This is a genomic window from Streptomyces sp. NPDC059080 (assembly GCF_042739975.1).
Taxonomy (GTDB): Bacteria; Actinomycetota; Actinomycetes; order Streptomycetales; family Streptomycetaceae; genus Streptomyces; species Streptomyces benahoarensis.
Genome location: NZ_JBHYGX010000004.1, coordinates 171,692 through 194,602, shown reverse-complemented (window position 1 = coordinate 194,602; position 22,911 = coordinate 171,692). Strand labels below are relative to the sequence as shown.

The 22,911-nt window shown below is 72.7% G+C and carries 16 protein-coding genes; 9 read left to right on the top strand and 7 right to left on the bottom strand.

Features of this window, described 5'->3' with window-relative positions; all coding sequences use genetic code 11:
* Positions 1–258 precede the first annotated feature (258 nt).
* Positions 259–1,626, top strand: coding sequence for a hypothetical protein (locus tag ACFWWQ_RS04670; RefSeq protein WP_384590298.1), 1,368 nt, complete (start codon positions 259–261; stop codon positions 1,624–1,626).
* 403 nt (positions 1,627–2,029) lie between these two features.
* Here the strand turns inward: ACFWWQ_RS04670 and ACFWWQ_RS04665 are convergent, their stop codons facing one another.
* Both ACFWWQ_RS04665 and ACFWWQ_RS04660 read right to left on the bottom strand, forming a co-directional pair.
* A complete protein-coding gene (locus ACFWWQ_RS04665; RefSeq protein WP_384590026.1) occupies positions 2,030–2,590 on the bottom strand; it encodes a GNAT family N-acetyltransferase in 561 nt (186 codons plus the stop codon).
* A 21-nt stretch (positions 2,591–2,611) separates the two neighbouring features.
* Positions 2,612–3,961 (bottom strand): hypothetical protein, encoded by a 1,350-nt coding sequence (locus tag ACFWWQ_RS04660; RefSeq protein WP_384590023.1) that lies wholly within the window; start codon positions 3,959–3,961, stop codon positions 2,612–2,614.
* 487 nt (positions 3,962–4,448) lie between these two features.
* On the opposite strand from ACFWWQ_RS04660, the gene ACFWWQ_RS04655 reads away from it, so the two are divergent.
* The 8 genes from ACFWWQ_RS04655 to ACFWWQ_RS04620 all read left to right on the top strand — a co-directional run bounded on the left by ACFWWQ_RS04655 (position 4,449) and on the right by ACFWWQ_RS04620 (position 9,982).
* Entirely contained in the window at positions 4,449–4,790 is a 342-nt protein-coding gene (locus ACFWWQ_RS04655) for a DUF6415 family natural product biosynthesis protein (RefSeq protein WP_384590020.1), read from the top strand.
* A 435-nt stretch (positions 4,791–5,225) separates the two neighbouring features.
* The gene (locus ACFWWQ_RS04650; protein ID WP_384590017.1) at positions 5,226–5,795 is read left to right on the top strand and encodes a hypothetical protein; all 570 of its coding nucleotides are present in this window, start codon (positions 5,226–5,228) and stop codon (positions 5,793–5,795) included.
* 30 nt (positions 5,796–5,825) lie between these two features.
* On the top strand, positions 5,826–6,302 hold the full coding sequence (locus tag ACFWWQ_RS04645; protein ID WP_384590014.1) for a hypothetical protein: 477 nt from the start codon (positions 5,826–5,828) through the stop codon (positions 6,300–6,302).
* Between the two features lie 281 nt (positions 6,303–6,583).
* Positions 6,584–7,603, top strand: a complete 1,020-nt coding sequence (locus ACFWWQ_RS04640; protein ID WP_384590011.1) for a radical SAM protein — start codon at positions 6,584–6,586, stop codon at positions 7,601–7,603.
* Entirely contained in the window at positions 7,600–8,232 is a 633-nt protein-coding gene (locus tag ACFWWQ_RS04635) for a dTMP kinase (protein ID WP_384590008.1), read from the top strand. Before ACFWWQ_RS04640 ends, ACFWWQ_RS04635 begins: the two co-directional genes overlap by 4 nt.
* Positions 8,225–8,731: a hypothetical protein gene (locus ACFWWQ_RS04630; protein WP_384590005.1), complete on the top strand. Its 507-nt coding sequence runs from the start codon at positions 8,225–8,227 to the stop codon at positions 8,729–8,731. The genes ACFWWQ_RS04635 and ACFWWQ_RS04630 overlap by 8 nt, the downstream gene beginning before the upstream one ends.
* Positions 8,728–9,522 carry an STM4013/SEN3800 family hydrolase gene (locus ACFWWQ_RS04625; RefSeq protein ID WP_384590002.1) on the top strand — a complete coding sequence of 265 codons (795 nt, stop codon included), beginning with the start codon at positions 8,728–8,730 and terminating at the stop codon, positions 9,520–9,522. Before ACFWWQ_RS04630 ends, ACFWWQ_RS04625 begins: the two co-directional genes overlap by 4 nt.
* A gap of 16 nt (positions 9,523–9,538) precedes the next feature.
* Entirely contained in the window at positions 9,539–9,982 is a 444-nt protein-coding gene (locus ACFWWQ_RS04620) for an NUDIX hydrolase (protein WP_384589999.1), read from the top strand.
* A 482-nt stretch (positions 9,983–10,464) separates the two neighbouring features.
* Here ACFWWQ_RS04620 and ACFWWQ_RS04615 read toward each other — a convergent pair whose 3' ends face one another.
* The 5 genes from ACFWWQ_RS04615 to ACFWWQ_RS04595 form a co-directional block, all read right to left on the bottom strand.
* Entirely contained in the window at positions 10,465–12,411 is a 1,947-nt protein-coding gene (locus ACFWWQ_RS04615) for an FAD-dependent oxidoreductase (RefSeq protein ID WP_384589996.1), read from the bottom strand.
* The gene (locus ACFWWQ_RS04610) at positions 12,408–13,634 is read right to left on the bottom strand and encodes a cytochrome P450 (protein WP_384589993.1); all 1,227 of its coding nucleotides are present in this window, start codon (positions 13,632–13,634) and stop codon (positions 12,408–12,410) included. The genes ACFWWQ_RS04615 and ACFWWQ_RS04610 overlap by 4 nt, the downstream gene beginning before the upstream one ends.
* The gene (locus tag ACFWWQ_RS04605; RefSeq protein WP_384589990.1) at positions 13,631–14,581 is read right to left on the bottom strand and encodes a thioesterase domain-containing protein; all 951 of its coding nucleotides are present in this window, start codon (positions 14,579–14,581) and stop codon (positions 13,631–13,633) included. Before ACFWWQ_RS04605 ends, ACFWWQ_RS04610 begins: the two co-directional genes overlap by 4 nt.
* Positions 14,582–14,703: 122 nt before the next feature.
* Positions 14,704–18,015: an amino acid adenylation domain-containing protein gene (locus tag ACFWWQ_RS04600; RefSeq protein WP_384589987.1), complete on the bottom strand. Its 3,312-nt coding sequence runs from the start codon at positions 18,013–18,015 to the stop codon at positions 14,704–14,706.
* Positions 18,012–22,400 carry an acyltransferase domain-containing protein gene (locus ACFWWQ_RS04595; RefSeq protein ID WP_384589984.1) on the bottom strand — a complete coding sequence of 1,463 codons (4,389 nt, stop codon included), beginning with the start codon at positions 22,398–22,400 and terminating at the stop codon, positions 18,012–18,014. Before ACFWWQ_RS04595 ends, ACFWWQ_RS04600 begins: the two co-directional genes overlap by 4 nt.
* Positions 22,401–22,911 lie beyond the last annotated feature (511 nt).

Genomic DNA, 22,911 nt, shown 5'->3' with positions numbered 1-22,911 from the left:
GCGTGCACGGGGTCGTACCGGGGCGTTCCCTCCACACTCGGAATCCCTCTGGTCCGGACCATGGCCGCGGGACTCCCCGCTCCGTATCGTGTTGCCCGCGCCGCCGACCGCTGTTCACCTCCCGTATGCCCGGGGGTACGGCCGCTGTTGACGGCGGTCCAGGACATTGTTCGCGACACCGGAGCCGTCGAAGGGCACACCGTGCGCAGTCGTCTTTCCCTGTCCCCCCGCCCCTCCCCCCGCGGGTCTCTGCACCGGATACCGCTCGCCCTCGGCGCGGCCCTCGGCCTCACCGCTCTCGGGCTGGGCGGGCCCGCGCTCGCCGCCGCCTCCGGCAGACCGGGCATCTCCCTGTCGTCCGGCTATCTCTCCGGCGCGGTGGGCGCCACCAGCGACCCGTCGGTGACCGTCAAGCTGTCGGGCGGCGACGCCTCGGCGCTGAAGGTGTCGGCGCGCGCCAGCTCCGACACGTCCGTCGCCCGCACCGGCGACGTCCACGTCAGCGGCGACGGCGCCACCCGTACGCTCACCGTCACCGCCCGCGGCGTCGGCTACACCGACCTGAAGATCGAGGTCACCGACGGCGACGGCGCCTCGGCCACCGCCACGCTGCACTACGCGGCGTCCGCCGCCGTCCAACGCGCTGCGGACACCCGCTACTTCACCGGCTCCAGCGACGCGTCGGCCGCCGTGGACGTCGGCGGCGGCTATGCGGTCGTCGCCGATGACGAGTCGAACGTGCTGCGCCTCTACGACCGGCGGGCGGGCGGCGCGCCGGTGAAAACCTGGGACTTCAGCGACGAGTTGGGCGTCTCCAAGGAGATCGACATGGAGGCGGCGGCCCGCGCCGGCGACACGATCTACTGGACCGGTTCGCTGGGCAACAGCAAGAAGGGCAAGTTCCAGCCCGACCGCGCCACCGTCTTCACCACCAAGGTCAGCGGCTCCGGCGCCGGCACCCGCCTCTCGCTCGGCGGCTCGTACAAGAAGCTCCGCGACGACCTGGTGGCCTGGGACAAGAAGCACGACGACAGGTACGGCTTCGCCGCCGGTACGGCCGAGGGGCAGGTGCCCAAGCAGATCGACGGATTCAACGTGGAGGGCCTGGAGTTCGCGCCCGGCTCCACCACCACCGCGTACGTCGGCTTCCGCGCGCCGCTGGTGCCGCCGAAGAAGGGCGGCAAGGCGCTGCTGGTGCCGGTCACCAACCTCGACAAGGTCGTCGGCGACGGCGCCCACGCGGCCATCGGCACCCCCGTCGAACTGGACCTCGGCGGCCTGTCGATCCGCGACATCCGCAAGAACGCCGCCGACCAGTATCTGATCGTGGCCGGTTCCTGGGCCGCCGACGACAACAGCGCGGCGTATGCCCTCTACACCTGGGACGGCGTCCCCGGACACGCCCCGGCGAAGGCGCAGGACCTGCCGACGAAGGACCCCGGCGGCTGGGAATCCGTGGTGGACGTCCCCGACCTCACCGCCCCGGACGCCCGCGCCCAACTGATCACCGACGACGGCTCCGCCGACCTCTACGGCGACGGCACCGAGGCCAAGGACCTCCCGCACGACGCGTGGAAGAAGTCCCGCGCGACGTGGTTCCCGGTGGGCACGAAGAGCGGCCGGTAGGCCGTACCGAGCGGCACCCGGTACGTACGGACCGGGTGCCGCCGCACGCCCGGAGCCGGGGCCCGGCACCGGCATACCCCTGGCAGCGCAAGACGTCCGGGACGGTCCGCGTCGCTCCCTGAGACCGCGGAAGGGACGCCCATGAGCATCAACGCACCCCGCCCGTCCGGGCGACCGCCGCACGACCCGCCGCAGCCGTACACCCCGCTGCGGCAACGGCTGCGCGGGGACGAATGGCCGATGCCGCGCATCCGCGGCATCGGCTCTTCGGGCTGCGGATCAGACTGCTCATACGGGCCGCGGTGTGGCTGCTCGCGCCTCCCGTGGTGGTGAGTGGCCAGGCAGACACTGCGGCAGTTACGAATTCCCACCCCCACGCTTTCCAGGGAAATGCGGAATTGACTCACGACCCGCCGCTTGCACCGCTCCACTCGGAGTCGAGAATCCCATGAACTATCGAATCACGCCATTTACCGGACTTGAAAATATGCTCGCGAATCCTACCCTCTTCGGTCATGCCGATCGTGGCCATCATGTGAGCTGACGCAGCATTGACCGGCGACCTAGCACCCCAGATTCGATGCAATCCGAGACTGTCGAACCCAAAGTCAAACAGAAGACGCACAGCGTCTAGTCCATAATGTGCGCCCCAGTAATTCGGGTTGAGCGCGATGCCGAAAGTCGCCGCTCGCTGTTGGTGCGGGTCATTCGCCAGTCGAGTGAATCCGATCAGCTCGTTGCTGAATCGCTCTACTACAGCAAGCGCGTATTCATCACGTGGGGAGTTCGCGGCTGACGCAATAGAGCGAGCGACGATGCCGCTGGTCTGCTCCAGAGAACGCGGCTCGAACGAGAGGTGTTCTGTTGCCTCGCTGCTCCCATAGATGGCGTATACCGCACCGACATCACGGACCGCGAGTTCTCGCAACGCCACACGGCTACTGCAACGGCTGACCGGATACATGGAGTGTGACCCTACCTTGACCTAGCCCGGAAGTGCGGGCCGGACCGGTTCGTAGTTCGCGATCTCAGCACGAAGCTCGCTGGCCAACCCTGCCGATCGCACCGAATGACGGCTGAGGCCGTGGCGAATGCGTTCGGCGGAGACCACGATGCCGTTGTTCCTGTGACTGGGAGCCAGGTCGAGAACCGGGCGTACGGCATCAGCTACCCCGTCGAGATCTCCTGCATAGAGACGTACCAGCGCCAGGTTGCAGCGCGCACCTGCCTCGTCACCGAATGCCCAGTTGGGGTCTTCCGCGTTCTGGAACCCGCCGACCGCACGCTCGGCCCGCTCAGCGAGTTCCGGCCCACCATGCCCGAGCAGCACTTCCGATTCCACCATGTAGTACAGCTGTTTGATCTCCGGGTAGGTGAGAAGCCCACCCAACGCATCGAGATCGTCGGGGACAACCAAGTCCCGGAGGTCTTCGGATCGGCGGTTTGCGGATCGCACCGTGTCCTCGTCACCGAGAAGAGCCGCCGCCCGTGCTTCCAGGCCGGGCAACCATACGCTGACCGTGCCACGCACTCCCTGAGCGTTGACTGCTCCCTGTCGCGCGTAGTGAAGCGCGTCTTCCGGGCGGTTCGCCCAATACGCGATCAGCGATTTCAGCCCATCGACAAGGGCCATCAACCCCGTGTGTTCGGCTGCCTTCGCACAGAAACCAGCGACACGCGCTTGCTGCATCGCGACCTTCGAGTCCCCCATGTCGTGAGAGCCCTTCGCCATGAGGAAGGACAGCACCGTCGCCATGAAGTTGAGGTCACGGGTCTGCGAAGGACGTGTACGTCCTCCTTCGAGAAGACGGAACGCGTCGTCCTGTGCTCGGGCCAGGTCCTCCCACACCTGTGACAGCGGCGTACGCGGGTACACCTCGACAATGCGGTGCACCTCATCACTGAGGAATCCGAGAGCTTCGTCGCCGACTTGTTCCCGCTCCGCTCCAAGCGCGAAGTCCATAGCTCGTCGTGCAGCCATTGCACCTGTCCTTCTCATCTCGGGCAGGCCCATGCCGGGTTCGGCACGGCCGTCGTTCGAAGACGTGCTGATAGCCGGGGCAGTGATGGGGAGATCCCCCTTCGGCACATGCGTCCACAGCTGCTCAGTGTTGTACCCGAACATGCTCAACAGCACGCGCCGGGCGTCCGGTTGAGGTCGGCGCTTCCCGTAGTACCAGGCTTCGAAGGTCGCCCTCGCGGGTGCTAGCGCTGCCAATGGCGGATTCTCTTCGACCTTCGACAACTTCCGAGCAGCCTCTTGGAAGGACCGTCGGAACGCCTCGTAGTCACTGATTTCACGCTGATCGATCAGGTACCGGAGCAATGTACGCATGGGCTCCCTCGCTTCTCGCACATCGAGCACGCCTATGCGTCAGACAGTAGAGCCCGACGGCTACAACCTCCCCTATTTCAGGCAGCTTTAAGGACACCGAGGCAAGACCGAGGAATTCCCGACGTGGACCTTCATTCAGCCTCGCCAGGTCCGAGGGGGGAATGGGGGTGGATCTGTCTCTCACACGGCCATCAAGCTCGTAGCACTCCTGACAGAGAGTGCCCATCCGAGCTCCGTCCGTGGACCCCAGGGAGCCGCAGTGACGCCCCAGAACGAGCGACCATCCACCGCCACGTGCGAGAAGCCCTCCTGCGATCCTGCAATCTGGACGGCTCTCGACACCGGGACGGCCCGCCTCCTGCGGCTCATCGGCAGGATGCATGACGACTATCTGGCCGAGTACGACGACGTTCTCGATGCCGTACTCGGCGCACCGGCCGGCCCGGCGGGAGTCGCTGGAAGCCGTCGGGTACCTGGGCTCCGTTCGATGTCTGAGCTGTTGCGCCGCCGTCCCGGCGCCCCTTCCGTCCACGGGCTGGATGTCACCTCCGAGCGGGTACTCCTCGCGGAGCGGTTGGACCGTCTGCTGGGGCAGCTCGCCAACATCGCCCGCGCACGAGCTGGCGGCCACCCCGGCCCGGAGTTCTCCACGGCGATCGAACGCGCCGACGGGCTCCACACCGGCCCGGCCGCTACCGTCAATGCCGATGAGGCCCACGTCCGTCGGATGGCGATGGCGGCCCAAGACCTGCTCGACCACCTGGAGCCGGACGACGCCTCGCCGTTGCCGACTTTCGAGCCGCTGCCCCAGAGGCTGTGGTGCGCATGATCCCGTCGCTGCCGCCCACGTACTGGGCGCGCCTGGACCGCACCGGCACCGACAGCCGGCCCGTCGGCGGGCCGCGCTGCATCATGGCATCGTGCCCGGATGCGGCGATGACGTGGCTTCGCGCCTCCGTCCGTGAGGCTCTTCTCGACCTTGACCGCGCCGGTTTCGACTGTTCGTGGGCGTGGCTGGGTGATCACCGTGCCGCCGCTGACTCCGCGGCCGGCCTTCTCCAGGGGCGTCCCGTGCGCTTCTCTGTGACGTCGCCGGCCGGTCGCTGGTCCTGGAGCGCCGTCCCCGTCAGCGGGCTCCTGCCCGTCGCTGGAGGGTGCCCCGCTTCGCCGTCGCCGCCCAGCCGCAGTGGCTCGGCCGACCCGATTCGACGCCGCCCCCTTCCCTCGCTCGTGGCCAACTAACCAGCTCTGAAAGGATTTTCCGATGCCGAAGCACACCTCCGAACTGACCGGGTCCGTAGTCCCCTCCCTCGCCGCTCGCGTACTGACCGACGGGCTGCGCGCCGCGGGCATCTCTGCACAGGCATCCATCACCCCGGATGGCGAGATCACGCTGAGTCCGCTGTCCGAGGGCCAAGTGGAGCTGTTCGCGGAGCATCTGCGCCCCGACCTGCTTCCGGTCGTGGACGAGCTGCGCGAGGTGCTGGAAGCTCACGGGATCCGCGCCAGGCCCACCGTGGCACACGGAAGGATTTACCCCGGCGCGTACTCCATGGCGGACGTCGACACCCTTGCCATCGCCCTGGGCGGGCCTGCGCAGCCCGGCTTGGACCAGGGCTGCTGTCCCGACTGGCCCGCCGCTCATGACGCGTGCTGCCGCCTCGAAGCGGCGAGCGCGGAGGCGATCGGCCATCGCCTCCGCGGCGATCTCCGCCCGTACTGCGCCAGCTGCGACCGAGACGTCGCCCTGAAGCTCCTCCCGCTGGAAAGCGGCGTCACGCGCCGTCTCACCGAGGCCCTCAACCGCGCCGCGAGCCGGGCGCCCCGCACCTGAACGCCGGCTATTCAGAAAGGGCTTGTGTCCATGACCACGGTTGAGTTGTCGAGGGCGGAGAGGCAGGTCGTGCTGGGGGTCGCCTACGGCCTGTCGTTCCAGTCGATCGCGTCCCGGCTGGCGATGCGGCTGGAGGCGGTGCGGGGCCTGATGGCCCTGGCCAAGGGCAAGCTCGGCGACCGCGACATGCCGGACGCCGCAGCCATCGAGCGTGCCTACAAGGCCGGCGCCCTGCCCGACCCGCCACCTGACGGCATGCCGGTACGTCTTACTCCTTCTCAGATCACCCTGGTCTGGCTGGTCTCCCTGGGGATGACCATCCAGGAGATCGTGATCCGCTCCGCGGTCCCGGCCGCCACTGTGGAGCGAGACCTCGTGGCGCTGTGCGCCGCCGTCGGCGCCCAGTCCCCACCCCACCTGATCACCCGCGCCCGGCAACTGCGCATCCCCTACCACCGCCGGCTCCCCCACCCGGCCCGCTCCTCCCGTCGACGCGCCACGGTGTAGCCGGCCCGACATCTCTGGCGCCGACGCCCCCAAGCCCGGCGACTGGTCACCGCTCTCGCCCCCGCACCCGGCCCCGCCCTCTCCCCACCAGTCCGAGCAGAAGAGCTGCGCAATTCACCGACCAGAGCCGAAGCAGGCGGTTGCCTGCCAATGGCACGGGGGCTGCCGCCATTCGGAGGGAGACAGACCGCACCGTCCGCCGGCCGATCGGCGGCCGGCCTGTGATCCGTGAACCACCCCGCTCCGCACGCCGCGGAGCGGTCCCGGCACTGGGAGGAACCGTGCACGACCTGCTCGGCAGCAAGCCTTCAACGGACTGGACCGCCCTCCACAACTTCGCCGCCCTGCGTGGGCAACTCCGCGTCTCCCTCACGCCCCGCTGCAACATCGCCTGCTGGTTCTGCCACAACGAAGGCGACGTCCCGCCGCCGCTCACCCGCCGCGACCGCACCCAGCAGCCGCGCGAGCGCGCCCTGACCGCCGACAACTACCTCATGCTCATCTCCGCCCTGATGGACGCCGGCCTCAAGCGCGTCTACTTCACCGGCGGCGAACCGCTCACCTCGCCGCTCGCCCGCCCCGTCCTCGAACGCCTCCCCGCACCCGCGCCGGACGCCTCCTACACCCTGATCACCAACGGCACCCTTGTCCGCGCCCATCAGTCCTGGCTGGCCAAGACCCACCTCGACAAGATCAAGGTGTCGCTGCACTACTTCTCCGACGCCTCCCTCAACGCCATCGCCGGGACCCGCATCGGCATCGACACCGTCCTCGACGGCATCGAAGCCGCCCGCGAGAGCGTCCCGCGCGTCGAGGTGAACACCCTCCTGCTGAAAGAGAACACGCACGAGGTCCGCGCCATCCTCGACTTCGCCCTCCAGCGCCGCCTGCCCGTGCAGTTCATCGAGCTGGTCTCCACCGACTTCAACGCCGCCCGCTCCGCCAGCGCCGTCCCGGCCGACGCGATCGTCACCCATCTGCGCACCCTCACCCACGACGAACACGTCGAGGTCGCCGGAACCGGACAGGGCCGCCGAGTCTTCCGCGTCGACGGCGTGGAGATCGACGTCATCCACCGCCACCTCGGCCGCCACCACGTCGGCCAGTGCGGCACCTGCCCCCTGCGCAGTACCTGCGTCGAAGGGTTCTGGGCCCTGCGCGCCGACCACAACGGCGGCCTCCAGCCCTGTCTGCTCCGCGACGACCTGCGCCTCGACGTCCGCGACCACCTCTCCGACCCCGCCCGCCTGGCCGAGGCCGTCGCCGGTCACCTGGCCGCCTTCACCGAGGGAGTCCTGTGACCAGCCCGCCGCCCTACGCGCCGTCTCCCGCCGTCCGCCGCGGCCCGTTCGTCGTCCTCGAAGGGGTCTCGGGCATCGGCAAGTCGACCCTCGCCCGGCTCCTCGCCGACCGCCTCGACGCTGCCGCCCTGCACACCCTCCCGGGCCCGCACGCCACCTGGGCGCACACGGCCAGCACCGACCTGGAACCGCTGCCGCAGTTCGCGTTCTACCTCTCCGGACTCCTGCACGCCTCCGACCTCGTCCACCGGCAGCTGGCCTCCAGCCCGGTGATCGCCGACCGGTACGCCTCGTCCGTGATCGCCTGCCACGCCGCCGTCCACCGCCTCGACACCGACGACGTCACACACCTCCTCGCACCGTTCACGCCCTACCTCGCCGCGCCCGACCACACCTTCTATCTGCGGTGCTCGCCCGGCGCACTGCGTGAGCGGATGGCCACCAAGAAGGACCTCAAGGCCGACGACACCGCTCTGTTCGGCATCCCCGGACGCCTGGAGCGCCTGGTCGCCAACTTCGACGCGGTAGCCGACGCCGACACCACCGCCATCCGCCTCGACACCGACGGCAGGTCCCCGGACCAGCTCGCCGACACCGTCCTCGACCACTTGGAGCAGGCCCGTGCTTAACCTGATCGACGTCGACGCCGTCCTTGCCGACGGCTGCGCCAGCGGCCGCTACCCCGGCCAGATCCACGAAGGTGTCGCCTGGTGGATCGGCGCCTGCCTCGTCGTCACCACCCGTGCCCACCGGATCGCCGTCGCCCACGACGGCCGCCCGCTCTCGGCCCGCTTCCACGAGCGCCTGTGCCGCGGCGCCATCAACGCCCGCCACTACGCCGCCACCGTCACCGACCTCGGTCACGCCAGCGAGCACGACCTCTCGGACGCTGCCCACGGCCTCGGCGGAGTTCCCACCGTCTTCGTCTCCACCCTCCACGACACCGACACCGACACGGTGACCCTGACGCTCCACGACCACGCGGGCGACCACCTCACCGAGGACACCGGGCTCGCCGCCATCCGCCGCATGATCGCCGAAGACCGCGTCCCGATCCCGGTCAACGACGCCGCCCGCGGCAGCATCGAGCCTCACCGCCCCAGGATCAGGGCGGAGGCCGGGCGGTGATCGACGCGCGCGAGATCATCACCACGGGCACGAACATCCTCTTCGTCACCCTCGACTCCCTGCGCTACGACGTCGCCCAACACGCCCACGCACTCGGCGAAACCCCGCACCTCGCCCGCCTGCTCCCCGGCACTGGCTGGGAACGCCGCACCACGCCGGGCACCTTCACGCTCCCCGCCCACACCGCGTTCTTCCACGGCTTCCTGCCCAAACTCCCCACCCCGCACCAGCCCCCGCGCCTGTGGGAATGCCGCCCACCGGCCTTCAAGAGCGTGCGTCCGCCGACCTTCGTCCTCGACGCCCCCAGCCTGCCCGCCGGACTCGCACAGCACGGCTACCGGAGTGTGTGCATCGGGGGCGTCACCTACTTCTCCCGCGAAACGCCGCTCGGCAACGTCCTGCCCGACATGTTCGACGAGGACCACTGGCAACCCGCTTTCGGCACCGCCGAACCCGACTCCACCCGTCACCAGGCCGACTACGCCCTGCACCTCGCGGACCGCTACCGCGACCGGCCGCTGTTCCTGTTCCTCAACGTCTCCGCCACCCACGTCCCCCACAGCCACTACCTCGGCCACAGCTCCGACACCGCCCACTCCCAACGTGCCGCCCTCGCCTACGCCGACGTCCATCTCGGCCGCCTCATCACCACTTTCACCGCCCGCCAGCGATGGCTGATCATCCTGTGCGCCGACCACGGCGACGCCTACGGGGACGACGGCTTCCATGGCCGCGGCATCATCCACCCCGCCGTCACCACCGTCCCCTACAGCGCCTTCGTCCTCGGGTAGCCGCTACGCTCCGCGCATGACCGATGCCGACCGCACCACGCCGTCCCGGGACGCCTCCGTCGTGGTGGCCCGGGACGATCAGGGCCTCGTCGCTCTCCTCACCGCCGACTTCCCCAGCCACGGCGGCCACCATCTCTTCCTCCCTGGCGGCCGCATGGAGACCGGCGAAACGCCCGAGAAGTGCGCGCGCCGTGAGCTTCGCGAAGAAGCCGGTGCCACAGCACAGCAGTGGCGTTCTCTCGGCTCCTACGCCATGACCCTGGCCTCCACCGCCCGCGTCCACCTCTACGAAGCCCGCCACCTCACCCTCGGCCCACAGCAACTCACCGATGCCGAAGAGGACTTCAAGCTCATGTGGTGGCCCATGAGCGACGCCCTCGACGCCGCCCGCCATGGCAGGTTCCTCCTCCCGGCAGGCCCTCTCGCTCTCTTCCTTGCCGAGGTCCACAACCGCCCCTGAGTGCCGACGGGTCCGCGAAGCGGCTTCGCCCGCTGCTTTCCGACGCGACCACATCCTCGCCGTCCTCACCAACACCGCCCACGGGCTCGGCCACGCCCGCAACATCGCCGGGAAGATCGCGTTCGCCAACATCGGCCTCGAAGGCCCGCGCGCCACCGTGCGCCGCGTCCCCGGCGACCACGATCGGCCACCGCCTCCGCGGCGATCTCCGCCCGTACTGCGCCAGCTGCGACCGAGACGTCGCCGTGAAACTCCTCCCGCTGGAAAGCGGCGTCACGCGCCGTCTCACCGAGGCCCTGGCCCGCAGTACGAAGCCGACGAAAACCCGAACCTGAACTTCAACTCGCCGACTCATAAGCGAGGTTGTACACATGGTCAGGGTCGACTCGTCGGGCCTGGAGACAAAGGTTCTGCTGGGCGAAGAAGGCCCGCCCCGGTGCCGGGTCGCACCGGGGCGGGCCCTCCCGCCGCGTCCCCGGCGCCTACAGGCTCCCGGCGACCGTACGGGCCCGGTTCAGGGCCTCCAGCAGGGGGGCCGGGGCGTGCGCGTCGCCGACGCGGTGGACCGTCAGGCCCCGGTCGCCCAGCGGTCCGGCGAGGTCGTCGGCGGGGACGCGGACGGTGGACCAGACGACCTGGCCGACGTCGTCGACGGTGGCGCGCTCCCCGCTGAAGACGTTCTCGTAGTGCAGCGTCCCGTCGTCCAGCCCGGTCGCGGCGGCGCCGGTGACCACCTCGACCCCGGCGGCGGACAGCCGCCGGTGGATCCCCAGCCGGCTGGTGTACGGCACCGTCTCGGCCAGGGCGAGGCGGGGGGTGAGCAGCACCGTCCGCGGGTGGCGGGCGGCGAGGAGTTCGGCCAGCGCGCAGGCCGCGGCGCCGTCGTCCTCGGCGAGGAGCACGGCGGTGCCCGGGGCGGGCGCCTCCGGTGCGGCGAGGTAGTCGTTGATCCCGGTGCCGCCGGCGACGGGCGGTCTCATCCGCGCCCCGGTGGCCAGGACGACCGTGTCCGGCGCGGTCGCGAGGACCTCCGCCTCCCCGGCCGGTGCGTCCCGGACGATCTCGACGCCGGACCGGCGCGCCGCGGCCTCCTGGGCGGCGACCAGCACCCCGAGGTCGCCCCGCCCGGGGAGCGCGGCCTCGGCACGGGTCCGGCCGCCGAGGCGCGGTCCGGCCAGCAGCGTCACCCGGTGGCCGCGGTCCGCCGCCGCCCGGGCGGCCTCCAGGCCCGCGACGCCGCCGCCGACCACCGTCACCCGCAGCGGGGATTCCGCCGCGGCAGGCGGCTCGGCCTCCTTCGCGGTCAGGCCGAACGCCGGGTTGACCGGGCAGGCGGCCGGGCGCCCGGCGTGCACCTCACCCCAGCAGGCGTTGCAGTACACGCAGGGCCGGATCAACTCCTCCCGGCCCGCGCGGGCCTTGCGCGGCAGGTCCGGGTCGGCGACCAGGGCCCGGCCGAGGGCGACCAGATCGGCGGCGCCGGAGCGCAGCGCCGTCTCCGCCTCCGCCGCCGACCGGATGCGGCCAACGGCTACCACCGGCACCCCGCCGGCCGCGGCCCGCGCCTCGCGCTGGAGGTCCAGGTACGGGCTGGGCGGGTAGGACGCGTCGGGGACGTGGTCGCCGAAGCTGGGCGCGATGGTGCCCTGCGCGAAGCACACGTAGTCCACGGGCGCGCCCGCCTGGATGCGGGTGAACAGCGCGGCGGCATCCGCGGGCCGCAGTCCGCCGCGTACGCCCTCGTCGCCCGGCATCTTCAGGCCGATCACGAAGTCCGGGCCGGTGACCGACCGGATGGCCTCGATGACCTCCCGCAGGAAGCGGGAGCGGCCCGTGGCGTCGCCGCCGTAGTCGTCCTCGCGGTGGTTGGACCACGGGGAGAGGAAGAGCGAGAGCAGATGGCCGTGGGCGGCGTGGAGTTCGACGCCGGAGAAGCCCCGTGCGGCGAGCATCGCCGCGGAGCGGGCGAACGCCTCGGTGAGCGTGGCGATATCGCCGTGCGACATGGCCCGCGGCATGGTGCGGCTGTAGTGGTCCGGGAGCGCGGAGGGGCCCATGGGCCGGGCGCCGCCCGTGGTCCACAGCTGGCTGCGGCCCAGGTGGTAGAGCTGCCCGATCATCCGGCAGTCCTCGCCCTCGACCGCCTCCGCGATCCGCGCGAAACCGTCCCACCCGGCCGGGTCGTAGGTGACCAGGGCGAACGGCTTCGGCTCGGACGTCGGATGGACCGCCAGCGCCTCCGACACCACCATCCCGGCGCCGCCGGACGCCATACGGGCGTACCCGGCGACGGTGCGTTCCGTGGGAAGGTTGCCGGCGCCGAGGCCGGTGATCATCGCCGGGAAGGCGATGCGGTTCTTCACCGCACGGCGGCCCAGCGTCATGGGGGTGAACAGCTGCTCGTAGCGGCCGTCGGAAGCGGCGGTCATGCGTCCCACTCCAGCCACAGCTTCCCGGGGCCGCGGAAGCAGATGTTCCGCGGGTAGTCGACGTCCTTGCCGGCCAGCCGCAGGCTCGGTGCCCGCTCGGCCAGCAGCTCCAGCATCACCCCGATCTCCATCCGGGCCAGCGGTGCCCCGAAGCAGTAGTGGATGCCGCGGCCGAAGGTGAGGTGGTGGCGGGCCGCCTCGCGGCGGATGTCGAACGCCTCGGGGTCGTCGAACGCCTGCGGGTCGTGGTTGGCCGAGCCGATCTGCAGCAGCAGCTTCGCCCCCGCCGGGACCTCGACGCCGCCGATGTCGACCGCGCGGGTGGTCTGGCGGCGCCAGGTGAAGAGGCTCGGGTCGTACCGCAGCGCCTCCTCGACGGCCTGCGGCACCAGCGACGGGTCGGCGCACAGCGCCTCCCACTGCTCGCGGTCGCCGAGCAGCCGCAGCAGCGCGCTGGTCGCCACGTTGGTGGTGGTCTCGTGGCCGGCGAAGCTGATCGCGTGGATCACATTGGTGATCTCGTCGACGGTCAGCGCCTCCGGGTCGTCGAGGTGGACGCGTATGAGGTCGCTGGTGAAGTCGTCGCGGGGCTCGGCCAGCCGCCGGTGGACGAAGTCGACGCAGTACTTCCAGTACCGCACCATGAACTTCGCGACGTCGGTCTGCTGCTCGGGCGTGGCCCGGCCCCAGGTGAACACCATCCGCTCGGCGGCGAGTTCCTTGAGCATCACGGTGTCCTCGGCGGGGAAGCCGATCAGCGCGAAGACCACCGAGGCGGGCAGCGGGTAGGTCAGTTCGTTCACCGCGTCGAACCGGGGGCGGCGCAGCATCCGCGCGATCAGCTCGTCGGCGCGGGCCCGGACCGTCGGTGCCAGGACCTCCAGGCGGCGGGCCGAGAAGACCTTCAGGCAGTGGGAGCGGACCCGGCTGTGCTTGGGCTCGGGGCCGTTGGACATGGTGGGGCTGGTGCCGAAGCCGTCGGCGAGGAGGGCGCGGGCCTCCTCGTCCAGCGGGAAGACCGGTTCCTGGGTGTTGGCGCCGGAGAAGGTCCGGTGGTCCTTCATGATCCGCTCGATGTCGGCGTGCCGGGTGACCACCCACAGGTTCAGCTCGGGGTGGTGGAACACCGGGGTTTCCGCGCGGATCTCGGCGAGCTGCGGATACGGGTCGGTCAGGAAGGCGGGGGCGAGCGGGTCGTAGCCCGCGTGTACGGGGCAGCTCATCGGCCGGCCCGCTCGACCGCGGCGCGCAGGGCGACGCCGACGCGGGACATGTGCGGCTCGGCGCAGTCGAAGAGGGTGCTCGCCTCGGCGTCGATCTTCTCGATCTCGACCCGCTCCGGATCCATGGCGTCGAGGGCCTTCGCGTACGGCGAGCCGGGGTCGACGACGTTCTCGCGGCGGGCGTCCTCGCCGACGGCGAGGACGTGCAGCCGTCCCTTCAGGCCGCCGGCCGGGCGGTAGGCGAACATCGCGCCGAGGTTGGCCTGGTACACCGCGATGCGGTGGCGCAGCACCCCGGGGTCGACGCTGCCGAGACCGGGCTGGGCGGCGAGGAAGTCCACCAGGATGTCGGTGCGCTCCTCCTCGGGCGCGGCCGCGATCCGCTCCAGCGGCAGCTCGACGGGGTGGCCGAGGAGCCGTTCGATGATGAAGCCGTAGTCGTGCAGGGCCCGGGTCTGGAGCGATTCCGCCTCGGGCAGCTCCCGCCAGGCGCGGGCGAACGTCGGCATCAGGTGCAGGACGAGCGGCACCTCCTCGCCGGCGGCCTCCAGTTGGCGGGCGGCCTCGAAGGCGGGCAGGCCGCCCATGCAGTTGCCGGCGAGGAAGTAGGGGCCCTCCGGCTGGACGCGGCGGATCTCCTCGATGCCGCGTGCGGCGATCTCCTCGACGGTGGTGGTCGGCGACTGGTCGCCGTCCAGGCCGGGCGACTGGCAGGCGTACACGCCCCAGGGGGCGGGGACATGCGGCAGATAGCCGCTCATGTAGCCGACGCTGCCCTCCGTCGCCGGGAAGAAGAACAGCCGGGGGCTGCCCTCGCGCAGCACCTTGAGGTGGGAGCCGGTCAGCTCCAGCAGGCGGGCCTCGGCGTTCTTCTCGGCGAGCAGCCGGAGCAGCGCGAGCCGCTTGGTGCCGGACAGGCCGCTGACCCTGTTGGCGAGATCGGTCATGGGGAACTCCAGGGGGATTCATACCGAAGTGGGGATTCGTGCCGAAGTGGTTCTCGGGGGTTCGGTGAGGGGGGATCGGGGAGGGTGACCGGGGTGGGGAGGGTGGTTGGGGGTACGGGGGGCTAGGCGGCCGGGCCGGACAGGAGGGCCGCGGCCTCCTCGTCGGAGAGGGAGTCGAGCAGGGCGAGGGCCGCTTCGAGGTCGTCGGCGGGCCGCAGGTGGCCGGCGACCGCCGCGACCGAGGCGTCCTGCATGAAGACGTGCAGCGGGATACGGGTGCCGGTGGACTCGCGCAGCCGGTACAGGACGCCGGTGGCGGCCAGGGAGTGGCCGCCGAGGCGGAAGAAGTCGTCGTGCCGGCCGATCCCGGTCAGGCCCAGGACCTCCTCGTACACCGCCGCGACGGCCTGCTCCTCGGGGCCCGCCGGGGGCTCCGCGCCACCGGAGGCGAGGGCCGCCGGGAGCGGCGTCCGGCGCAGCGCGCCGCGGTCGGTCTTGCCGTTGGCGGTACGGGGCAGCTCCGTGTGCGGGATGAACCGCTGCGGGATGAGCGCGGGGCGCAGCAGCCCGGCGAGGTGGGCCGCCAGCTCCTCCTCGGCGGGCGGGGCGGCCGGGTCGGCGGCCCGCAGATGGGCCACGAGCACCTCGCCGTCGGCCGGGACGACCACGGCGTCGCGGACCGCCGGGTGGCGGCGCAGGGCGTGCTCGATCTCCTCCGGCTCGATGCGGTGGCCGCGCACCTTGAGCTGGTCGTCGGTGCGGCCCAGGAAGACGGGCGTGCCGTCGGGCAGCCGCCGGACCAGGTCGCCCGTACGGTAGGCGCGTTCGGCCCGTCCGTCGCAGGTGTCGAGGGTGACGAAGCGCTCGGCGGTCAGCTCGGGCCGGTGGAGGTAGCCCAGCGCCAGGCCGTCGCCGGTGAGGTACAGCTCGCCGGGGACGCCGGGCGGGACGGGCATCCGGTTCCGGTCGAGGACGTGCAGCGCCGTGTTGGCGACCGGCCGGCCCAGCAGGACCGGCCCGTCCCCCGGCCCGGCCTGCCAGCGGGTGGACCAGATGGTCGTCTCGGTGGGGCCGTAGAGGTTCCACACCTCGGCGCAGCCACCCAGCAGCCGGTCGGCCAGGTCGCGGCTGAGGGCCTCGCCGCCGGACCAGACGCGCAGCCGGGTGCGGCCGGGCCAGCCGGAGTCCAGCAGCATCCGCCAGGTCGAGGGCGTCGCCTGCACGACCGTGGCGTCGTGCCGCTCCAGCAGGGCGGCGAGGCGGTCGGGGTCGCGGGTCTCGGCATCGGTGGCGACGACGAGGGTGGCGCCGGTGAGCAGCGGGAGCAGCAGCTCCAGCAGCGAGATGTCGAAGAAGAGCGCGGTGACGGCGACGAGCACGTCGTCGGCGCCGAGGCCGGGCTGATCGCCCATGGTGGTGAGGAGGTTGACCAGCGCGGAGTGCGGTACCTCGACGCCCTTGGGGGCGCCGGTCGAGCCGGAGGTGTACAGGACGTACGCGGCCGTCGTCCGCGGGTCGCGCACCGCCCGCTCCGGCGCCGCGCCGGGCGGCGGGACGTCCGCGGTGGCGTCCAGTGCGCGGATGCCCTCGGGCAGCAGGGCGGCGGTGTCCGGGCCGGTCCAGGCAGCGGTCAGCCCGCAGTCGGTGGTCATCCGCGCCATCCGGTCGGCGGGCAGGTCCGGGGCGAGCGGGACGAAGGCGGCGCCCGCGCGCAGGGAGGCGAGCACCGCGGCGACCATGTCGGCGGAACGGTTCATCAGGATCCCGACCCGGCCGCCCGCGCACCCCTGGTCGTGCAGCAGCGCGGCGAGGGCGTCGGCCCGGGCGTCCAGGCGGCGGTAGGACCACTCCTCGTCGCCGCAGCGCAGCGCGGTGCGGTCCGGGGTGCGGGCCGCCTGCGCGGCGAACAGGTCGGCGGCGGTCGCGTCCGACGGGTAGGCGCGGGCGGTGTCGTTGGCCGCCGCAAGGGCCCGCCGGTCGTCGTCGGACAGCACGGTGACGAGCTGCGTGGCGCGGTCCGGGTCGTCGGCAAGCCGCTGTGCGAGCTGCTGCCAGCGGTGGGCGAAGGCGGTCGCGGTGGCCGGGTCGAACAGCTCGGTGCTGTGGCGCAGTTCCAGCTCCAGCGCGCCGTCGGGCGCGGGCGTGAAGTACACCTCCAGGTCGAACTGGGTGGTGCCGGCGTCGAACGGCACCGGGGCGGCGGTGACCTCGGGCAGGTCCAGGCAGCCCGGCAGGTCCTGGAGCGCCAGGAACGTCTGGAACAGCGCGTTGCGGCCGGGGTCGCGCTGCGGGGCGAGCCGCTCGACCAGCCGCTCGTAGGCGTAGTCGCAGTGGTCCCAGGCGGTGGCGCAGGTCCGGCCGGTGCCGGCGATCAGCTCCCGGAAGGTGGGCCGGCCGGTCAGGTCGACCGGCAGTACCAGGGTGCTGACGAAGCAGCCGGCGGTGTCGTGGAAGCGGGCGTCGGGCCGGTTGGCGTACGGCGTGCCGACGACCGCCCGGTCGCCGCCGGTGTGCCGGCCGAGCATCACGCCGTGGACGGCGAGCAGCGCGGCGAAGAGCGTGGTGCCCTCCGCCTCGGCGAGCGCGCGCAGCGTGTGCACCGTCGTGGCGGGCAGGGTGCGGCCGGCGGTGGCGCCGCGGTAGCTGCGCTGCCGGGGACGCGGCCGGTCCGCCGGCAGTTCGGCGGTGGCGTCGGCGGTGGCGAGCGTCTTCTCCCAGTGGTCGAGGGCGGCAACCCGGCCGGGGGCGTCCTCGACGGCGCGCTCGTGGGCGACGAAGTCGGCGTAGTCGGCGGCCGGTTCGACGGCCTTGCCGGCGTACGCCTCGGACACCCCGTTCAGCAGCAGGCCGTACGTCCAGCCGTCGGCTATGAGGTGGTGCACCGTCAGGCCCCAGATCCATTCGTCGTCGCCGAGCCGCACCAGCGCGGAGCGGATCAGCGGCGGACGGGCCAGATCGAAGGGGCGTACCAGCTCGGCACGGAGGAGCGCGGGCCACTCCTCGCCCGGACCGGGGTCGAGGACGGTGGTGGTGACGGTGGCGGCGTCGGGCAGGAACTGCGCGGGGTGGCCGGCGAGTTCGGCGAAGCCGGCGCGCAGGCCGGGCTGGGCGGCGAGGACCGTGTTCAGCGCAGCGTCGAGGGCGGCGGGGTCCAGCCGTCCGCGGAGCCGGTGGGCGTAGCTGAAGGTGTAGCCGGTGCCGCTCGCGTCCAGTTCCTGGAGGAACCACAGGCGGCGCTGGATGCCGGAGAGCGGCAGCACCCGCCGGTCGTGGAGCCGGGCGAGCAGGGCGTCGCGGTGCGCGGCGACGTCGTCGCGCAGCGCGGGGGTGAGGATGCCGTCGGGGCCGCGCAGCCGGAGGCGGCCCGCTTCGGCGCGGAGGTCGCCGCCGCGGGCGACGAGGGCGGCGAGTACCGGGTCCGTGGGGTCGTTCACAGCAGTACCTCCGTCGGGGCGTCCTGGGAGTGGCGTGCGTCGGCGCCGGCGCCGACGGCTTCCTCGGCGAGGGCGGTGAGCGAGGGGGCGGCGAGGATCCGGGAGACCTTGAGGTCGGTGTTCAGGTCCTCCAGCAGGGTGTTGCGCAGTTGCATCGCGACCAGCGAGCCGGCGCCGAGCGCGAGCAGCGGGACGTCGTCCGGCAGTTCGGCGGGGTCCGTCTGGAGCAGGGCGGCCAGATGGGTGCTCAGGTGGTGCCGGATCAGCGCGGCGGCCTCGGCGGGCGAGGAGGCGGCGGCGAGCCGGTCGGCCGGCGGCACCCGGTCCGTGGTCTCCTCGACGGCGCGCGGCGGGTCGGTGATCCAGTAGCGGCGGCGCTGCCAGGGGTAGGCGGGCAGTGCGGTCAGGCGCCCGGCGGGCAGCGGGACACGGTCCCAGTCGAGGGCGACACCCGCGGTGTGCAGGGTGGCCAGGGCCCGGGTGAGGGTTTCCGGGTGCGGCACGTCCCGGCGCAGCGCGCCCACCACGCCGCCGTCCTGCCGTTCGCGCATCAGGTCCTGGAGCGCCGGGACCAGCACCGGGTGCGGGCCCAGTTCCAGGAAGCAGACCGGCCCGTCGGCGGCGATCCGGTCGACGGCGTCCGCGAACCGCACCGGCTCCCGCAGGTTCCGCGCCCAGTACCCGGCGTCCAGGGCCTCGCCGGGGTGGACGCGGCCGGTGACCGTCGACACGAAGGGCACCCGCTCCGCCCCGGGCGTCAGCGATTTCAGCGCACGCCGCAGATCCGGAAGGAGCGGTTCGAACTGGCGGCTGTGCCCGGCGACACCGACCTGGAGGATGCGCGCCATGACGCCCTGGGCGTCGAGCTTCCGGGCCGCGTCGGCGATCTCGTCGGCGTCGCCGGTGAGCACCGTGGTACGCGGCCCGTTGGCGGCGGCCAGTTCCACGCTCGGCGCGTACGGCGCGACCGCGGCGAGTGCCGCCTGTGCGTCGAGGTCCACCAGCAGCATGCCGCCCCGTCCTGTCAGCGGGCCGAGGGCCGAGCTGCGGCGGCAGATCACGCGCACGGCGTCGGGCAGGGAGAGCGCACCGCAGGCGTACGCCGCCGTGACCTCGCCCATGCTGTGGCCGACCACGGCCGCGGGCTCGACGCCCCAGGACCGCCAGAGCGCGTCGAGGGCGACGCCCACCGTGAACACGGCCGGCTGGACCGTCTCGATGGCCTTCGGGTCCAGCGGCCGCTCCCCGCGCAGCCAGGGCAGCAGGTCGATGCCGCCCTCGGCGTGGATCAGCTCGGCGCAGGCGTGGGCCGCGCGGCGGAACGCGGGCTCGTCCCGGTACAGCTCCTGGCCCATCGCGGCGTGCTGGCCGCCCTGGCCGGGGAAGACGAAGACCGTGCGGGTGGTGGCGGCGCGGGCCCGGCCACGCACCAGGCCCGGCGGGTGCTCGCCCCGGGCGTACGCGGTGAGGGAGGCGGCCGTCTCCCGGGCGTCGGCGGCGACGAGCGCGAGCCGGTGCTCGTGGTGGCCGCGGTGGGCGGCGAGCGTGTGGCAGATGCCGGGCAGTTCGCCGGGGGCGGCCGTGTCGAGGCGGCCGGCGGTCAGCCGTGCGGCCTCGGCGAGCGCCCACTCGTCGCGGGCGGACAGGGTGAGCAGCGGGGGCCACGCGGTGGGGGCGGGGGCGTGCGGGAGTGCGTCGGCCGTTGCCGTGAGCTGCGCGGCGGCCGGTTCGCCCCGGCGCATCGACGGCAGGGCCACCCCGCGCCCGTCCAGCGTCCGTTCGGTGTCGAGCTGCGTGACCGGGTGCGGGTTGAGGTCGAGGAAGTGGCGGTGGCCGCGGGCCGCGAGGGCTGCGATGCCGTCGCCGAAGAGCACCGGCTCGCGCAGGTTGCGGCACCAGTAGTCGGCGTCCAGCTCCTCCCCGGCGGCGGTCTCCCCGGTGACGGTGGACCACATCGGTACGGTGCCGGGGCCGGGGGCGAGGCCCGCAAGGGCCTTGCGCAGGGGGGTGAGCAGCGGGTCCATGTGCGCCGAGTGCGAGGCGTAGTCCACGTCGATCGGGCGTACCGTCACGTCCTGCGCGGCGAGCGCGGCGGTCAGGCTCCCGATCGCGGCGCGGCCTCCGGAGACGACGGTGCGGTCCGGTCCGCCGACGACGGCGACCGCGAGGTCCGGGGCGCCGTGGCGGGCGAGGGCGGCCCGGGTGTGTGCGGCGTCCAGGCCCACGACCGCCATCGTCCCGTCGCCGGCCAGCTCGTCGACGAGCCGGGCGCGGACGGCGACGAGGCGCGCCGCGTCGTCCAGCGAGAGCGCGCCGCTGACGTGGGCCGCCGCGATCTCGCCCATGCTCTGGCCGATCACCGCCGCCGGGCGCACACCCCGGTCCGCCCAGAGCGCGGCGAGCGCGACCTGCATGGTGAAGACGGCGGCCTGGACGGCGCTGGTGTCGTCCAGCGGCTCCCGGCGCAGGGTGAGCAGGTCCTTGACGCTCCGCCCGCCGAGGTGCGGCGCCAGCGCCCGGTCGCAGGCGCGCACCGTCCGGGCGAACGCCGGTTCCGTCATCAACTCCACACCCATGCCCGGCCACTGCGACCCCTGCCCACCGAAAACGAAGACCGGGCCGGCGGTCGCGTCGCCGGCCGCTCGGGGCGCGGCCGGGTCCGCCGGTACGGGCGCGAGCGCGGCCTCCGGACCCGCCGGTACGGGCGTGGCCGGCGTCGTGGTGCCCGCCGTCTCCTCCCGGGGCGCCGCGGACAGCAGCAGGTGGCAGTTGGTCCCGCCGAAGCCGAAGCCGCTCACCCCGGCCCACGCCTCCTCGTCCGCGCCGCCCGGCCAGGGCCGTGCCGCCGTGGGCACCGCCAGCCGTAGGTCGTCGAAGGGGATGTGCGGGTTGGGGCTCTCGAAGTGCAGATTGCGCGGGACCTCGCGGTGGTGCAGCACCAGCGCCGTCTTGACGAACCCGGCCACCCCGGCGGCCGCCTCCAGGTGGCCGATGTTGCTCTTCACCGCCCCGAGCAGCAGCGGCGCGTCGGCGGCCCGCCCCTCGCCGTAGACGGCGCCCAGCGCCCCGGCCTCGATCGGGTCGCCGAGCATGGTGCCGGTGCCGTGGGTCTCCACGTACCGCACGGTGGCCGGGGCGACGCCGGCGTCCGCGCAGGCCCGGCGGATCACCGCCTCCTGCGCCTGCGGGCTGGGCGCGGTCAGGCCGTTGCTGAAACCGTCGTTGTTGACGGCACTGCCGCGCAGGGTGCAGTAGATACGGTCGCCGTCCGCGCGGGCCCGGGAGAGCGGCTTGAGCACCACCAGGCCGCCGCCCTCGCCGCGGACGTAGCCGTTGGCGCGCGCGTCGAACACCTTGCAGCGGCCGTCCGGCGCCATCGCGCCGAAGTGCGACATCGCCACGGTGCCCGCCGGGCCGCAGAAGAGGTTGACGCCCCCCACGAGCGCGAGGTCGCACTCCCCGGCGAGCAGGCTGCGCCGCGCCTGGTGCAGCGCGACCAGCGACGACGAGCACGCCGTGTTCACGGTCAGGCTGGGGCCGGTGAGGCCGAGGGTGTAGGAGACGCGGGCGGAGATGATGCTGAGGTCGCCGCCGGTGGCCGAGTGCGCGGTCAGCCGCGTCGGGTCGGCGGCGGTCAGCGCGGCGTACTCGCTCCACATCGCGCCGACGAACACCCCCGCCGCCCGGCCCCGCAGGCTCCCCGGCACGATGCCGGCGTCCTCCAGCGCCTCCCACACCAGCTCCATCACCAGCCGCTGCTGGGGGTCCATGTGAAGGGCCTCGGCGGGTGAGATCCCGAAGAACAGCGGGTCGAAGCCGGCTATCTCCTCCAGGAATCCGCCCCACCGGGTCGCCATCCGGCCGGGCTCGCCGGGCGCGTACCAGTCGTCGACGGCCCAGCGCTCCGGCGGCGTCTCGGTGACCGCGTCCCGGCCGCCGGTCAGCAGGTCCCAGTACGCGGCGAGGCCCGGCGCCCCGGGGAACCGCGCGGCCATCCCCACCACGGCGACCGGCTCGTCGACCGCCGCCGCGACGGACTCGGCGACGGCCGGCGCGGCGCCGGTCCCGGACGGCTCCGCGCCCTGCCCGGCGAGCTGCCGCGCCAGCTCCGCGGGTGTCGGGCAGCTCCACGCGAGGGTGGGGGCGAGCGGACGCCCGAGCCGACGCGACGCCTCGGCCACGAGGCGGGTGAGCGCCATCGAGTCCAGCCCGTAGGAGGTGAACCGCCGGTCCGCACGGACCTCGTCGCGCGCCCGGCCGGTCGCCCCGGCCACCCACTCCAGAAGCCAGCCCTCAAGACTTCCGGCGTCACCGGCCGCCGGTGTGCCGGGGCCCGCACCCGGGCCGTGAGCTGTTCCGCGATGCGGGTCGAGCCGCTCAGACATTCCTGAACTCCCTTGTGCGCCACCACTCACAGAGTGTTGAACCGTGTGTCACGGAGGGGACCGGAAGGACACACCGGCGGCGGGCGTCCGAGCGCAAGATCACAGCGCTCCCGCGAGTCCTCGGACGTACGGAAGCGAACCAAGATCAACAGCGCGTGCAATCCCCGACACAGGCTGTCAACGGCCCTCCCCCCACCACACCTCTGATTGGGTGTAGTGCACACCAAGTTCCTGTGATATGGGCACGACCTGCGGTTTTACCCTCACACCAACCGGCGGGCCCCGCGTACCCCTGAGGACTCCAACCCGTTTCCCATGGTTCATTTCCCCCGAGGCCGGACACCCGCCGCGCAGGGAGGGGCACCCCGCATCCCGCATCCCGCATCCCGGAGTCCGGTCCGCGGCCCGGGCCGCTCCGCGCCGGGACGCACTCCGCCCGGACCCACCCCCGAGCGCCCGCGACCACCCGCGCGAAGCCGGGCCCCGCCCTCACGCGGTACGAAAAGGAGTC